The sequence below is a fragment of the Azospirillum agricola genome (assembly GCF_017876095.1).
GTDB lineage: Bacteria > Pseudomonadota > Alphaproteobacteria > Azospirillales > Azospirillaceae > Azospirillum > Azospirillum agricola.
The window spans coordinates 42,583-56,028 of the sequence record NZ_JAGINM010000024.1 but is presented as its reverse complement, the minus strand read 5'-3'; the positions used below and the strand labels follow the sequence as shown (position 1 = coordinate 56,028).

Sequence of the window (13,446 nt, the reverse complement as noted above, 5' to 3'; positions counted from 1 at the left end):
TCCGTATGGGCAAAGGAAGGGCCGGATCGAACGAAGGTTGCGATTCCGTACGATTGCACCCAATATGACCTCCATGCACGATGAGAGGCTGGGTGCATCCATGCCACCGTTCGATATGGGCCGCGCCCGGGACAAGGGCGCCGCGACGGAAATGAACCCCTGCGGGGCCTGTCCCGTGCGCAGCCTGACCGTCTGCGCCGCGCTGGACCCCGAGGAGCTGCGCCGTCTGGCCGACATCCTCCAGACGGTGCGCCACGACGCCGGCCACACGCTGTTCAGCGAGGGGGACGGCGCCGACGCGCTCTACAACGTCACGTCGGGCACGGTGAAGCTCTACAAGCTGCTGCCCGACGGGCGCCGCCAGATCACCGGCTTCCTCGTCACCGGGGATTTCCTTGGGCTTGCGGTCAACGACAGCTACGCCTACACCGCCGAAACCGTCACCAGCTCGTCGCTCTGCCGCTTCCCGCGCAAGAAGATCGACGCGCTGATGGACGAGTTCCCCAAGATGCAGCGCCGCCTGTTCTCCATGGCGTCGAACGAGCTGGCGGCGGCGCAGGACCAGATGCTGCTGCTCGGCCGCAAGACGGCGAAGGAGAAGATCTGCTCCTTCCTGCTGATGCTGTCGCAGCGCGCGGCGCGGCGCGGCCACAAGGAGAACCCGGTCTTCGTGCCGATGAGCCGGGCCGACATCGCCGATTACCTGGGGCTGACGACCGAGACGGTCAGCCGCACCTTCACCCAGCTGAAGACCGCTGGCGTCATCTCGCTCCAGGAAGGCAACAAGGTGCTGATCGCCGACCTCGACGCCATGTACGATCTGGCCGAGGGAAGCTGAGTTCATCCGGAAGAGGCGTCCGGCTGGGTGCCTGCTTTTAATATTCGTCATGCCCGGCACAAGGCCGGGCATGACGCGCGAGCGGCTGTGTATGGTTGTCTTTGCGCGCGCCCTTACCGCCGCACGGGGCGCAGTTCGTGCAGCAGCCACACCAGGGTCGAGACGACCAGGATCGCGCCGGCCTGATGGGCGGCGGCGACCGGAATCCACACCACCGTCAGCAGGGTCGCGATGCCGAGCCCGATCTGCGCGAGAACCATCGCGCCGGCCGCCAGCGCCGCCGCACCGGCGCGGCCGGGCAGGCGGGTCAGCAGCACGCGGGCCGTCAGCAGCAGCACCGCCAGCCCGCTCAGCAGCGCCAGCGCCCGGTGGATGAGCTGGATCGCCGCGGTGTTCTCGAACGGGTTGTGCCACCAGGGCGTCAGCGTGCCGATCTCCGGCGGGATGACGTGCCCCTCCATCAGCGGAAAGCTGTTGTAGGCGTAGCCGGCGCGCGAGCCGGCGACGAAGGCGCCCCAGACGATGGTGACGGCGACCAGCCCCAGCGCCCAGCGGGCATGGCGGCGCAAGCCGGCCGCCTCGGGGCGCCAGCCGGCCAGCGGCAGCGGGTCGAACAGCCCGAGCGCCGTGCGCAGCAGCAGCCCGTAGATCAGGATCGCCATGCCGAGATGCAGGGCCAGCCGGTAATGGCTGACGTTGGGCTGGTCGACCAGCCCGCTCTTGACCATGAACCAGCCGACGACGCCCTGGAGGCCGCCCAGCAGGAACAGTCCGGCCAGCTTCGGCCACAGGCCGGGGGCGATGCGGCCCTGGATCCAGAAGCGCAGGAAGGGGATCAGGAAGACGAAGCCGATCAGTTGGCCCCACAGCCGGTGGAACCACTCCCACCAGAAGATTTCCTGGAAGCCGGCCAGATCCATGCGGTTGTTGAAGATGCGGAATTCCGGCGTGCCCTTGTACAGGTCGAACACGCGGTTCCATTCCGCTTCCGACAGCGGCGGCAGAATGCCGATCAGCGGCTTCCATTCGACCATCGACAGGCCGGACTCGGTCAGCCGGGTGATGGCGCCGATCACCGCCATCGCCAGCACCATGGCGGCGCAGACGACGAGCCACCAGGCGATGGGGCGGTCGGAGGGCGGGGAATGGGCCGGGGTGCGGGCGAGGTCGGAGGCGAACGCGGTCAAGGCGGCAATCCGGAGCGCAGCGGTGGGACGTTCGCCACTGTGGGGCCAAGCGGCGCCCGCGTCAAATCCCCGCATCGCATCCGGATCGCCCGGCCCTCCGGTCTACAGTGGCGGACCGGGGCCTCGTTCAGGCGGTGCCGTCCTCGGTGGTGACGCCGCCGCGGGCCTGCGGATCGACCTGCCCTTGGAACAGCGCCGATTCGGCGGCGCGGCGGGCGACGAGGCCGGGCAACGTGGTGTGCACCCCGTCGACGGTGGCGTAGACCCAGCGGCCGAACTGGCCGGCGGCTCCATCATAGTCGCCCGCGTTCAGCAGCTTGAGCAGGGTGGAGGACGCCAGACTGCCGCTGCCGAGGTTGAACACGAAAGAGGCGAGCGCGCCGCGCTGGTCGGGATTCAAGGCCACCCTGACCAACCCGTCCACCTGTCCGGCGGCGGCGGTCAGGTCGGCGGACAGGAAAGCCTCCGCCTGCGCGGTGGTGATGGTCTCGCCCATGACGACGCCGGCGGTGTGGCCGTAGCCGATGGTCGCCACCCCGGCCGGACAGCGGTAGGCGGTCAGGCGGAGTCCCTCGAAATGCTTCACCAGATCGACGGCGGCTTGGCACACGGGCGTGATGGTCATGTTCCGGCCTCCCAATGGTTCTTGCGGGAAGGGCGTGGCCGCTCACCCGCTTTGGGAGGCGATCATACGATGGCGCGTCGGAATTGGAGAGAATTTCCGCCGAATTCCATTCAATGAAGCGAGTGCCGTCCGTCGATGGGGCGCGGTCCTACCGGGGTGGGTCCTGGATGATCCCGAACAGGAGGAACAGGGCGAAGAGCAGCGCGACCAACCCGGCGATGGTGGTGAATTCCAGCAACGCCTCGGTCAGCCACAGCGCGCGCTCCTGGGGATCGGTTTGGTCGTTGCTCATCGATGGCGCCTCCACGCCGTAACGCCGGTTGGATGATAAAATTTTAGGAAATTGCAGATCATTTCGCTGTGACGGCGGTCACAGGGGCGGTCACAGGGGGCGGTCACAGGGGCGCGCGCAGGGACGGTTGCCCGTCGAAGGCCGGCCCATCCGCCGGCCCGAGGGGCGGGAGACTGTGATTCTTTTCAGAAGCCCGGTCATCGGCAGCCACCGCCGTCGGCTAAAAATGCCAAGGAACGCAAGGGCTTGGCCGGGAGATGACGGGATATTTCCCGGCATTCGCGTCAAAATTCGAAACGAGCCTCTTGAATCCAAAACGGGGTTCGATTAGCTGTCTGGCACTCGCCGAGGGGGAGTGCTAACACAATCCCGCCGGCCAACCGTTCCCAAGACCAAGCCTTGATTCAAGGAGCCATCCCATGAAGTTCCGCCCGCTGCACGACCGTGTCGTCGTCAAGCGTCTGGAGTCCGACACCAAGACCAAGGGTGGGATCATCATCCCCGACACGGCCAAGGAAAAGCCGCAGGAAGGCGAGATCATCGCCGTCGGTCCGGGTGCCCGTGACGAGGCCGGCAAGGTCGTGGCGCTGGACGTCAAGGCCGGCGACCGCATCCTGTTCGGCAAGTGGTCCGGCACCGAAGTGAAGATCGAAGGCGTCGATTACCTGATCATGAAGGAATCCGACATCATGGGCGTCATCGAGGCCTGAAGACCTCCGCCCATCCTTCTCTTCAACATCCGACATTCAGAGGAATCGAGACATGGCTGCCAAAGACGTTAAGTTCGGCCCCTCCGCGCGCGAAAAGCTGCTGCGTGGCGTCGACATCCTGGCCGACGCGGTGAAGGTCACGCTCGGCCCCAAGGGCCGCAACGTCGTGATCGAGAAGTCCTTCGGCGCCCCGCGCATCACCAAGGACGGCGTGTCGGTCGCCAAGGAAATCGAGCTGGCCGACAAGTTCGAGAACATGGGCGCCCAGATGGTCCGCGAGGTCGCCTCGAAGACCAACGATCTGGCCGGTGACGGCACCACCACCGCCACCGTGCTGGCCCAGGCCATCGTCCGCGAAGGCGTGACCAAGGTCGCCGCCGGCCTGAACCCGATGGACCTGAAGCGCGGCATCGACATCGCCGTCGCCACCGTCGTCGCCGACATCCAGGCCCGCGCCAAGAAGGTCACGACCAACGACGAGATCGCCCAGGTCGGCACCATCTCCGCCAACGGCGAGGCCGAGATCGGCAAGATGATCGCCCAGGCCATGGAGCGCGTCGGCAACGAGGGCGTCATCACGGTGGAAGAGGCCAAGAGCCTGGACACCGAGCTGGACGTCGTCGAGGGCATGCAGTTCGACCGCGGCTACCTGTCGCCGTACTTCATCACCAACGCCGACAAGATGATCGCGGATCTCGAGAATCCGTACATCCTGCTGCACGAGAAGAAGCTGTCGGGCCTGCAGCCGCTGCTGCCGGTTCTGGAGGCCGTCGTCCAGTCCTCGCGTCCGCTGCTGATCATCGCCGAGGACATCGAGGGCGAGGCGCTGGCCACGCTGGTGGTCAACAAGCTGCGCGGCGGCCTGAAGATCGCCGCCGTCAAGGCTCCGGGCTTCGGTGATCGCCGCAAGGCGATGCTGGAGGACATGGCCATCCTCACCGGCGGCCAGGTCATCTCGGAAGACCTCGGCATCAAGCTCGAGAACGTCACGCTCGACATGCTGGGCACCGCCAAGAAGGTCGTGATCTCCAAGGAGAACACCACCATCGTCGACGGCGCCGGCCAGAAGGCCGACATCGAGGCCCGTTGCGGCCAGATCCGCGCCCAGGTCGAGGAGACCACCTCGGACTACGACCGCGAGAAGCTCCAGGAGCGTCTGGCCAAGCTGGCCGGCGGCGTCGCGGTCATCCGCGTCGGCGGCGCGACCGAGGTCGAGGTGAAGGAGCGCAAGGACCGCGTTGACGACGCCATGCACGCCACCCGCGCCGCGGTGGAAGAGGGCGTGGTCGCCGGTGGCGGTTCGGCCCTGCTGTACGCCGGCAAGGCGCTGGACAAGCTGGTCCCGGTCAACGACGAGCAGCGCGTCGGCATCGACATCATCCGCCGCGCCCTCCAGGCGCCGGTCCGTCAGATCGCCTACAACGCCGGCACCGACGGTTCGATCGTCGTCGGCAAGCTGCTCGAGCAGGCCGACACCAACTACGGCTACGACGCCCAGAAGGGTGAGTTCACCGATCTGGTCGCCGCCGGCATCATCGATCCGGTGAAGGTGGTCCGCACCGCCCTTCAGGACGCGGCCTCGATCGCCGGCCTGCTGATCACCACCGAGGCGATGATCGCCGAGAAGCCGGAGAAGAAGGCTGCTCCGGCCGGCATGCCGGGCGGCATGGGCGGCATGGACGACATGGGCTTCTAACAGGAAGTCCGGCGTTCCGACGCTGTGGTTCGGAAGGGGGCGCCCTCGCGAGGGGGCGCCCCTTTTCCATGCCGGACCGCGGTTTCACGGCTGCCTTTCCCAGCCGCCTTTCCCGAAAGTCAAGCCGAACTCCGGCTTGCTTTGACGGGGGCGCCTCCCAATAATCCCGCCTCCACGCCGGGTCCCGGATCGGGGCCGCGGTCGCTAGACTGTTTTTTACGAGGGCCTTTTCATGCGCTCCTTCGAGGGCCAGCATTCCGACAACGTCGCCATCAAGCGCACCCGCGAGGAGAAGCAGCGCCAGCTGGCGCAGCTCAAGGAGCAGCTTGCGACGCTGAAGTCCCACGCGGCCCCCGCCATCCGCGAAGCGCTGGTGAAGCGCGTCGCCGAACTCGACGCCGAACTGCGCCAGCCCCCCAAGCCGCCGCGCGAAAGCCGCGAGGACAGCCCGCGTCCCCGCCGCGAGACACGCGCCAGCGTGTACCGCAGCGACGACACCGGGCCGGGTGCCCAGTCGGGCGGTGCGTCGGGCGGCCCCACCGCCGCCTCCGTCTTCGCCTCGCCGCGCCGCCGCAGCTGACCCTGCCATGAGCACCGACCGCGCCGTCCCGCCGACCGCCGCACGCCGCCTGATCGACCAGGCCTGGCTGCTGATGATGCTGCCGCCCCTGTTCTGGGCGAGCAACGCGGTCATGGGGCGGGCGGTCGCCGGCGCCGTTCCTCCGATCGGCCTGGCCTTCTGGCGCTGGGTGCTCGGCACGCTGATCGTGCTGCCCTTCGCCTGGCCGCATCTGCGCCGGGACGCGGCGGCGCTGCGGGCGCGCTGGCCGGCCGTGCTGCTGCTGGGCACGCTCGGCATCGGCATGTTCAACACCTTCCAGTACATCGCGCTGAACTCGACGACGGCGCTCAACGCCGTGATGCTCCAGTCCTCGATGCCGGTGATGATCGTGCTGATGAGCTTCCTCCTGTTCCGCGACCGCGTGCGGCCGGCGCAGGGGCTTGGCATCGTCGTCTCGCTGGCCGGCGCCCTGACGCTGATCTCCTACGGCGACCCGGCGGCCCTGCTGGGCTTGAGCCTGAACGCCGGCGACCTGTGGATGCTGACCGCCATCGCCGTCTACGCCGCCTACACCACGCTGCTGCGCCGCAAGCCGGTGGTGCACGGCTTCAGCTTCATCCTGGTCACCTTCGCCATCGGCGCGGTGGAGCTGCTGCCCTTCTACATCTGGGAAAGCCTGACCCAGCGCCCGGTGGAGGCGACGGCGACGACGTTCCTGGCGGTCGGCTACGTCGCGCTGTTCCCGTCCATCGTCGCCTATCTCTGCTTCAACCGCGTGGTCGAGCTGGTCGGCGCCAACAGCGCCGGGCTCACCATTCATCTGGTGCCGGTCTTCGGCAGCCTGCTGGCGGTGCTGTTCCTCGGCGAACAGCCGCATCTTTATCACGGGATCGGCATCGCGCTGATCGCCACCGGCATCGCGCTCGCCACCCGGCGCCGTGCTTGAGACTTTCCTTTCCTTCCAGATATTTGTGCTTGCCGGACGACATTTTGTAATCGCGATGCGGTCCGACCCTTGCGCCGGATCGGCAAGTTCAGACATGGATTTGCCAACCCTCTCCCTTGATAACCACCATTTATCTTCTGGTCTTTTCTTCGGATTTCGTTAAGGATACAGGAACAGTTTGGTTGGGCGTCAGGTGGTGACTTGGCCGTTTTGTGACGCGCGTACTATCGGACGGGGATCTTGGATCACCACCCTCACGGATATTATCCCCGATATCCCATTTGCCACCCGCGCTATCCCTCCTTCAGGAAGCCAAGACACGGGCAACGCCACTAGACTGTGGGCATGACGGTGGTTCGATGAACCGGAGAACCACCAAGACCTCAACCCGGCCCTGCGCCGGATGCCCCTTGTGTGGTGGAGGGCCGTTCTGATGCTCACGCAAACCGCTTGCCTCGTTCACATCGTCGACGGCGATCTCCCGACCCGCAGCACCCTGGCGCGGGCGCTGGGCGCCGCCGGCATCGCCTGCCGGGTCCACAGCACGGGCGCCGACGCGCTGACGGTGCTGGGCACCGCCTCCGCCTGCCTGGTCATCCGCAGCAGCCTGCCCGACATGACCGCGCGGGAACTGATGGCCGAAGCCGCCTTGCAGGGCCACGACCTGCCGGTGCTGGTCGTCACCGACCAGGGCGACGTCGAGGCGGCGGTCGGCGCGATGAAGGCCGGCGCCCTCGACTGCCTCGCCCACCCCTTCACCACGGGCACCTTCCTGGAGCGGGTGCGCGCCTGCCTCGCCAGCGAGAACCCGCAGGCCCAGCAGCGCGACCGCGGCCGCGACGCCTCGCGCCGGCTGGCCCTGCTGAGCCGCCGCGAGTCCGAGGTGCTGCGCCTGATCGTCGAGGGCAAGCAGAGCAAGACCATCGCCTGGGAGCTCGGCATCAGCATCAAGACCGTCGAGGTCCACCGCGCCCGCATCATGGAGAAGACCGGCTGCCGGTCGATCGTCGGGCTGGGGCGGCTCTGGGAGGCGGCGGAGATGCTGCGCGCCCGCAACCTTCCCTGGCCGGTTCCGTCCAGCCTGCCGTCGATGGCCGCCATGGTCGAGATGGGCGCGCCCTGAGTTGCGGTCCTTCCCGCGCCCGGCGCTCTCGGCCGGGCGGGAGGGAGGGAAATCAGACCGCTTGCGGCTTTGCCGCATCCGGGAGCCGGCTATCGCTTGGGTTCGGACGGCGGGTGGACGTACACTCCCTTCCCGTTGACCCACGCCGCGTCTCCAGGAGCGTTCTTTCCATGCTGCCCGACCATTGCCATCGTCGAATCGACGTCGCCTCGGCCGCCGATGCCGTGGCGGTGCGGGATCTCGCCGCGGCGCTGGCCGAAAGCGTGCTGTCGGCGGCGGACGCGGAGCGTCTCGACGCCATGGTCGGTGCGCTGGCCGGCCATGTCCTGGCGCGGTCCGGCGGGATGCTGCTGCTGCGCCGCTGGGGCCGGCGGGAGGGGGTGGAATGCCTCGCCTGCGACCGCGACACCGGGGCGGACGCCTCCCCCGACAGCGATGGCGTGACGCTGGCCCGCGCGTGCGCCGACCGTTTCGCCGCCCACGCCACGCCCGGCGTCGGCCTGACCATTCTGGCGCGGGTGCTGCGGCCGGGCTGCTCCGACGAGCCGGCGGTCGGCGCTCCGGCCATCGCCGGGGTCGCGATGCTGCCGAAGCCGGGTGCCGCGGCCTGCGCCGATGGCTGGGTCTTGCGCAGCACGGCCGGCGCGGATGGGACCGGCAGCGGGGTCGCCCTGCTGGTGGACGGCGCGGAAGGGGCCGGCGCCCTGGCCCGCCGCGCCGAGGCGGTGGTTGCCGCGACGGCGCCCGGCCTGTCGCCGCAGATGGTGATCGGCGCCATCCGGCGGGACGCCGGCGAGGGCGCGGACGTGACGGCGGCGGTCCTGAGGTTCGACGCCGATTCGGTGGATTACACCGCGCTCGGCACGGTGGCCGGCGCGGTGGTGCGGCGCCACCACGTCACCTCGCTGGCGGCGCGCTGGGCGATGGTGGGCTACAACCCGCAAATGCCGGCCAGCGTGCATCTGCTGTGGCAGCCGGGCGACCATGTCGTCCTGCACAGCGACGGCTGCGCCCGCCTGCCGGTCCTGTTCATCGAGCGCGGCCTGCACGACGTCGATCCGACCCTGGCGGCGGCCGTCCTGCTGCGCGACGGCGCGACGCAGGACGACGACCGCACCGTCATTGTCCTGCGCAACATCGCCGGAGCCGTCCAGCGGGATTGAGCGGCGGGGCCGGGCGGCGGGGGCCGGGCGGCGGGGTTGGGCGCTTCCGGGCCTCAGTCGGACCGGGCGTTCAGGCCCGGGGCAACGTTGGTCCAGCCCCCCGGCGCCGCCGGCGCGACCGTGGCCATCGGCCCGGCGAGCGCGCCGCCGCCCAAACCCAGCAGCCGTTCGGCCGCCTGGGCGCATTGGCTGCGCAGTTCCGGCACCGCCGTCATTTCCCAGAAGGGCGCCTTGCTGACCGGCCCGAGCGCGAAGAGCCGCGGGACGGCCTGCCCGTCGGCGCCGATCACCGCCCCGTCGATCGTCACGTCGAGCCCCAGCCGCAGCGGATCCGGCCGCGCCAGCCCATGGTCGAGCAGCGCCCGCACCAGCGGGTGTCGGATCCGGCCATAATCGCAGTTTGTGCCGGTGGCGTTGATCAGCGCCGCCGCCGGCAGATGGTGCAGCGTCTCGCCGCCGCGCGCCGCCACCTGGATGTCCAGCCCCTGTTGGTCGTCGGTCAGCGCGATGTCGCGCAGGCGGCCGGCCAGGATGCGCAGGCGGCCGTCGGCCCGCGCGGCGTCGATGCGGTCGGCCACCTCCGGCGCCATGCGGTGGCGGTGGACCTCCCAGAAGGGGCGGGCGTGCCGCAGGAAGCGGCGGCGCTCCTCCATCGGCAGATGCGCCCAGATGCGGTGGTGGTGCGGACGCAGCGCGTCGAAGGCCGCCCGCCAGTCGAAGCCGGCCGCCTCGGCGCGCCGGGCGTCGCCCTTCAGCGCGATCAGCACGTCGAGCACGGTGCTGGGCAGCACGTCCGGGTGGAGGAAGGACTTGTAGGGCTGCGCCTCCTGGTGGCGGTGCGGCAGCAGGCCGCGGCGCGACACCGCGGTGATCGGACCCCGGTGCCCCTGGTCGAGCAGGGTCGACACCGTGTCCACCATGGTCAGGCCGGTGCCGAGGATGACCACCGGGGCGTCGCGGTCGATGCGGGCGATGGCGCCGAGATCCCAGGGGTCGCCGATGAAGCGCTCCGACGCGAAGGCGGCGTTGGCGGTTTCCGATTCGAGTCCGGGCGGCGAGGGCGGGAAGTTGCCGATGCACAGCACGGCATCGTCCACCGTCAACCGGCGGCCGTCGCCGAGCTGGACATGGACGCGCCCGCCGTCGGGCCGCAGATCCACCGCTTCGCCGCGGATCAGGCGCAGCCGGGCCTGGGGGGAGGCGTTCGCCTCGGCCTCGGCCAGCACGTCCTTGATGTAGGCGCCGTACAGCGCGCGCGAGACGAAGGCGTGCCCGCTCGGCGGGACATGGCCGTCGCCCTCGCGGCTCCACAGCCAGCGCAGGAAATGGCGCGGGTCGTCGGGGTAGGCGCTCATGTTGTAGGCGCGCACGTTCAACAGATGCGTGCTGTTGGATGTCGAATAGGCGAGGCCGGTGCCGTGGCAGCCGCCGCACTCGATCAGATGGACGGCGGTCGGCGTCTCGGCGTTGCGCAGCAGATGGGCGGCCAGAACGCTGCCGGTGAAGCCGGCGCCGATGATCGCGATCCTGCGCTCGGCTGGCGCTGCGAGAGGATGGGCACGGTGGGGCTGTGCAGGCATCACGGTCATCCGTCCTTCCACGAGGGTTCGGGAAAAAGACCGGCCGTTGGCGTCCCGCTGGCGTCGAGAGGGGCGCGTCGGCCGCGTGTCTGCTCGTTCCGCTTGTTAAGCGGATCTTTACCACAGGCGTGGAGCGCGCGCCAACTGTGGAGCGTCCGGACGGAAAACGCAAGATGCTGCGCGGAATCATTTCCACACAGTCTTGTGGGTTTATAGATTTATGACACCCCGAGCGCCGGGCGGAGCGTCAGCGCCAGCGTCCGCCGTGGCCTCCGTGCGGTCCGCCCCAGCCATGCCGGTGTCCATAGCCGTAGCCGCGGCCATATCCGGGGCCGCCATAGCCGTAACGGCCGCGGAAAACCACGGTCGGCGGCGGCGCGTACACCGGCGGAGCGACCACGACCGGCGCGCTGTAGGTCGGGTAGGCGGGATAGGCCGCGTAGGGATCGTAGGCGACGCAGCCGGTCAGGGACAGCAGCAGGGAGGACAGGAGGGCGACGCGGACGGTGCTCATGGTCGTGGACCTTGAAAGGGCGGAAGCGCCATGCAGGAGACAACACGTCCGCCGCCCCGCTTATTCCACGCCTCTTCCCGAATGGATCGATCGTTGAATCGGATCGATGAAACAAGAACTATGAATTTCCGATATCCGGTGGAGCGGTCCATCCTGCGGATCGGCACGTCCCGTTCAACAGAAGGAAGGTTCCGTTCCATGAAGGCCATCGGATACCACCGGCCCCTGCCCATCGCCGAGGCCGATTCCCTGATCGACATTGTTGTCGACACGCCGACCCCGACCGGCCGCGACCTGCTGGTGCGGGTGGAGGCGGTGTCGGTCAACCCGGTCGACGTCAAGCTGCGCGGCGGCGTCGCCCCCGCCGACGGTGCCCTGCGGGTGCTCGGCTTCGACGCCGCCGGCACGGTCGAGGCGGTCGGGCCGGAGGTCACCGGCTTCCGGCCGGGCGACGCGGTGTTCTATGCCGGCGCCATCGACCGGCCCGGCACCAACAGCGAGTTCCATCTGGTCGACGAGCGCATCGCCGGCCCGAAGCCCAGGAGCCTGGGCTTCGCCGAGGCGGCCGCCCTGCCGCTGACCGCCATCACCGCCTGGGAAATGCTGTTCGACCGGTTGGGGCTGGTGCGCGGCGGCGAGGACGGGCGGTCGCTGCTGATCGTCGGCGGGGCCGGCGGCGTCGGCTCGATGGCGATCCAGCTCGCGCGAAAGCTGACCAACATCCGCGTCATCGCCACCGCGTCTCGCCCGGAGACGGCGGCCTGGGTGCGCGAGCTGGGCGCGCACGACGTGATCGACCACAACGGCGCGATGCCCGAGCAGATCCGCGCCCTGGGCTTGAGCGGTGTCGAGGCGGTCTTCTCGACCAACGCGACCGACCGGCATTTCCCCGCCCTGGTCGAGATCGTGGCGCCGCAGGGCCGCATCGGCCTGATCGACGACCCGGCTCCCATCGATGTCCGGCTGCTGAAGCGCAAGAGCGTCTCGCTGCACTGGGAGCTGATGTTCACCCGCTCGCTGTTCCAGACCGCCGACATCGCCGAGCAGCGCGCGCTGCTGGCCGAGGTGTCGCGGCTGGTCGATGACGGGACGCTGCGCACGACGCTGACCGAGACGCTCGGCCGGATCGACGCGGCGACCCTGCGCCGGGCGCACGCGCTGATCGAGAGCGGCACGGCGCGCGGCAAGATCGTCCTCGCCGGCTTCTGAGCCCGGAGTCCGCGCTCAGGCCGCTTCCTGGGACGACGCGACCAGCGTCGGGCCCTGGGAAGGGCCCTGGGAGGAGCGGGGCGGTTTCATCGCCGACAGGCTGTCGGTGATGAAGCCGACCAGCGGTTCGGCCAGCCGGCGGTTGCGGGGGGTCTCGCCGAAGATGGCCATCTCGACCTCGCCCAGCTCGGGCAGGCCATCCTCGGGGCCGAGCCGGCGGGCGTCCTCGGGCACCGAGGATTCGCTCAGCACCGCCACCCCCAGCCCGGCGCGGACGGCGGCCTGCACCCCCATGACGCTGGCGCTGGTGTAGACCACCCGCCAGGGCCGGCCGGCCTCGCCGAGCGCCGCCAGCCCACGGTTGCGGAAGACGCAGGGCGCCGGCAGGGCGCAGAAGGGCAGCGGCGCGTCGGGGGACAGCTCCAGCGTCGGGGCGGCGACCCAGCGCAGCGGTTCCCGCCAGATCGCCCGGCCGCGCGTCTCTCCGGCGTCGCGGCGCGAGATCACGAGGTCGAGGTCGCCGGACTCCAGCCCCTCGACCAGATCGCCGCACAAGCCGACGCGCACGTCGATGTGCAGGCGCGGGTGGATTTTGGCGAACTGGCGCAGCACGCGCGGCAGATGGTCCGACAGGAAATATTCGGCGACGCCGAGCCGCAGCTCGCCCTCCGCCGCCGGTTCGGTGAAGCGGCGCACCGTTTCGTCGTTCAGCTCCAGCATCCGGCGGGCGTAGCCCAGCAGCAGCTCCCCGTCATGGGTGATGGCGAGCGAGCGGCTGGTGCGGTCGAAGACCCGGCGGCCCAGCATGTCCTCCAGCTTCTTGATCTTGACGCTGATCGCCGACTGGGTGCGGCCCAGCCGGTCGGCCGCCGCGGTGAAGCCGCCGGCCTCGGCCACCGTCACGAAGGCCCGCAGCGCGTCGATGTCGAGATCGGGAAGCGGCATCGCCAACCATTCCATGCTTGAATTGATAATGGGCAGTCTATCCGGAGTTCGCATGG

Annotated in this window: 14 protein-coding genes; 8 read left to right on the top strand and 6 right to left on the bottom strand. The window is 69.4% G+C overall.

Annotated features, from left to right (window positions below; translation table 11 throughout):
* The first annotated feature begins 175 nt into the window (after window positions 1-175).
* Window positions 176-838, top strand: a complete 663-nt coding sequence (locus tag J2847_RS27545; protein WP_223677824.1) for a Crp/Fnr family transcriptional regulator — start codon at window positions 176-178, stop codon at window positions 836-838.
* A gap of 113 nt (window positions 839-951) precedes the next feature.
* Here J2847_RS27545 and J2847_RS27540 read toward each other — a convergent pair whose 3' ends face one another.
* The 3 genes from J2847_RS27540 to J2847_RS27530 form a co-directional block, all read right to left on the bottom strand.
* Window positions 952-2,025 (bottom strand): COX15/CtaA family protein, encoded by a 1,074-nt coding sequence (locus J2847_RS27540; protein WP_233474836.1) that lies wholly within the window; start codon window positions 2,023-2,025, stop codon window positions 952-954.
* 127 nt (window positions 2,026-2,152) lie between these two features.
* Complete coding sequence (locus tag J2847_RS27535) at window positions 2,153-2,650, bottom strand: lysozyme (RefSeq protein ID WP_209781958.1); 498 nt, start codon at window positions 2,648-2,650, stop codon at window positions 2,153-2,155.
* A 148-nt stretch (window positions 2,651-2,798) separates the two neighbouring features.
* Window positions 2,799-2,942, bottom strand: a complete 144-nt coding sequence (locus J2847_RS27530) for a hypothetical protein (RefSeq protein ID WP_179166199.1) — start codon at window positions 2,940-2,942, stop codon at window positions 2,799-2,801.
* Window positions 2,943-3,361: 419 nt separating this feature from the next.
* Here J2847_RS27530 and groES point away from each other — a divergent pair, with 419 nt between their 5' ends.
* The 6 genes from groES (at window position 3,362) to J2847_RS27500 (ending at window position 9,142) form a co-directional block, all read left to right on the top strand.
* A complete protein-coding gene (gene groES, locus J2847_RS27525) occupies window positions 3,362-3,652 on the top strand; it encodes a co-chaperone GroES (protein WP_014248860.1) in 291 nt (96 codons plus the stop codon).
* 52 nt (window positions 3,653-3,704) lie between these two features.
* Entirely contained in the window at window positions 3,705-5,348 is a 1,644-nt protein-coding gene (gene groL / locus J2847_RS27520; RefSeq protein WP_085555789.1) for a chaperonin GroEL, read from the top strand.
* A gap of 232 nt (window positions 5,349-5,580) precedes the next feature.
* The gene (locus J2847_RS27515) at window positions 5,581-5,928 is read left to right on the top strand and encodes a hypothetical protein (protein WP_209781957.1); all 348 of its coding nucleotides are present in this window, start codon (window positions 5,581-5,583) and stop codon (window positions 5,926-5,928) included.
* Window positions 5,929-5,935: 7 nt separating this feature from the next.
* Complete coding sequence (locus J2847_RS27510; protein ID WP_209781956.1) at window positions 5,936-6,856, top strand: DMT family transporter; 921 nt, start codon at window positions 5,936-5,938, stop codon at window positions 6,854-6,856.
* A gap of 433 nt (window positions 6,857-7,289) precedes the next feature.
* Window positions 7,290-7,979 carry a response regulator transcription factor gene (locus tag J2847_RS27505; RefSeq protein WP_233474835.1) on the top strand — a complete coding sequence of 230 codons (690 nt, stop codon included), beginning with the start codon at window positions 7,290-7,292 and terminating at the stop codon, window positions 7,977-7,979.
* 170 nt (window positions 7,980-8,149) lie between these two features.
* Window positions 8,150-9,142, top strand: coding sequence for a hypothetical protein (locus J2847_RS27500; protein ID WP_209781954.1), 993 nt, complete (start codon window positions 8,150-8,152; stop codon window positions 9,140-9,142).
* A gap of 53 nt (window positions 9,143-9,195) precedes the next feature.
* On the opposite strand, the gene J2847_RS27495 is transcribed toward J2847_RS27500, so the two are convergent.
* Both J2847_RS27495 and J2847_RS27490 read right to left on the bottom strand, forming a co-directional pair.
* Entirely contained in the window at window positions 9,196-10,722 is a 1,527-nt protein-coding gene (locus J2847_RS27495; protein ID WP_209781953.1) for an FAD/NAD(P)-binding protein, read from the bottom strand.
* Window positions 10,723-10,969: 247 nt separating this feature from the next.
* Entirely contained in the window at window positions 10,970-11,236 is a 267-nt protein-coding gene (locus tag J2847_RS27490) for a hypothetical protein (RefSeq protein WP_209781952.1), read from the bottom strand.
* Window positions 11,237-11,434: 198 nt separating this feature from the next.
* Here J2847_RS27490 and J2847_RS27485 point away from each other — a divergent pair, with 198 nt between their 5' ends.
* Window positions 11,435-12,445: a zinc-binding alcohol dehydrogenase family protein gene (locus J2847_RS27485; RefSeq protein WP_209781951.1), complete on the top strand. Its 1,011-nt coding sequence runs from the start codon at window positions 11,435-11,437 to the stop codon at window positions 12,443-12,445.
* Between the two features lie 15 nt (window positions 12,446-12,460).
* On the opposite strand, the gene J2847_RS27480 is transcribed toward J2847_RS27485, so the two are convergent.
* Window positions 12,461-13,390 carry a LysR substrate-binding domain-containing protein gene (locus J2847_RS27480; RefSeq protein ID WP_209781950.1) on the bottom strand — a complete coding sequence of 310 codons (930 nt, stop codon included), beginning with the start codon at window positions 13,388-13,390 and terminating at the stop codon, window positions 12,461-12,463.
* Between the last annotated feature and the right edge of the window lie 56 nt (window positions 13,391-13,446).

Coding starts and splice junctions, on each gene's coding strand:
- J2847_RS27535 (WP_209781958.1), bottom strand. CDS start 2,650: ATGACCATCACGCCCGTGTGCCAAGCCGCCGTCGATCTGGTGAAGCAT.
- J2847_RS27530 (WP_179166199.1), bottom strand. CDS start 2,942: ATGAGCAACGACCAAACCGATCCCCAGGAGCGCGCGCTGTGGCTGACC.
- groES (WP_014248860.1), top strand. CDS start 3,362: ATGAAGTTCCGCCCGCTGCACGACCGTGTCGTCGTCAAGCGTCTGGAG.
- groL (WP_085555789.1), top strand. CDS start 3,705: ATGGCTGCCAAAGACGTTAAGTTCGGCCCCTCCGCGCGCGAAAAGCTG.
- J2847_RS27515 (WP_209781957.1), top strand. CDS start 5,581: ATGCGCTCCTTCGAGGGCCAGCATTCCGACAACGTCGCCATCAAGCGC.
- J2847_RS27510 (WP_209781956.1), top strand. CDS start 5,936: ATGAGCACCGACCGCGCCGTCCCGCCGACCGCCGCACGCCGCCTGATC.
- J2847_RS27505 (WP_233474835.1), top strand. CDS start 7,290: ATGCTCACGCAAACCGCTTGCCTCGTTCACATCGTCGACGGCGATCTC.
- J2847_RS27500 (WP_209781954.1), top strand. CDS start 8,150: ATGCTGCCCGACCATTGCCATCGTCGAATCGACGTCGCCTCGGCCGCC.
- J2847_RS27495 (WP_209781953.1), bottom strand. CDS start 10,722: ATGCCTGCACAGCCCCACCGTGCCCATCCTCTCGCAGCGCCAGCCGAG.
- J2847_RS27490 (WP_209781952.1), bottom strand. CDS start 11,236: ATGAGCACCGTCCGCGTCGCCCTCCTGTCCTCCCTGCTGCTGTCCCTG.
- J2847_RS27485 (WP_209781951.1), top strand. CDS start 11,435: ATGAAGGCCATCGGATACCACCGGCCCCTGCCCATCGCCGAGGCCGAT.
- J2847_RS27480 (WP_209781950.1), bottom strand. CDS start 13,390: ATGCCGCTTCCCGATCTCGACATCGACGCGCTGCGGGCCTTCGTGACG.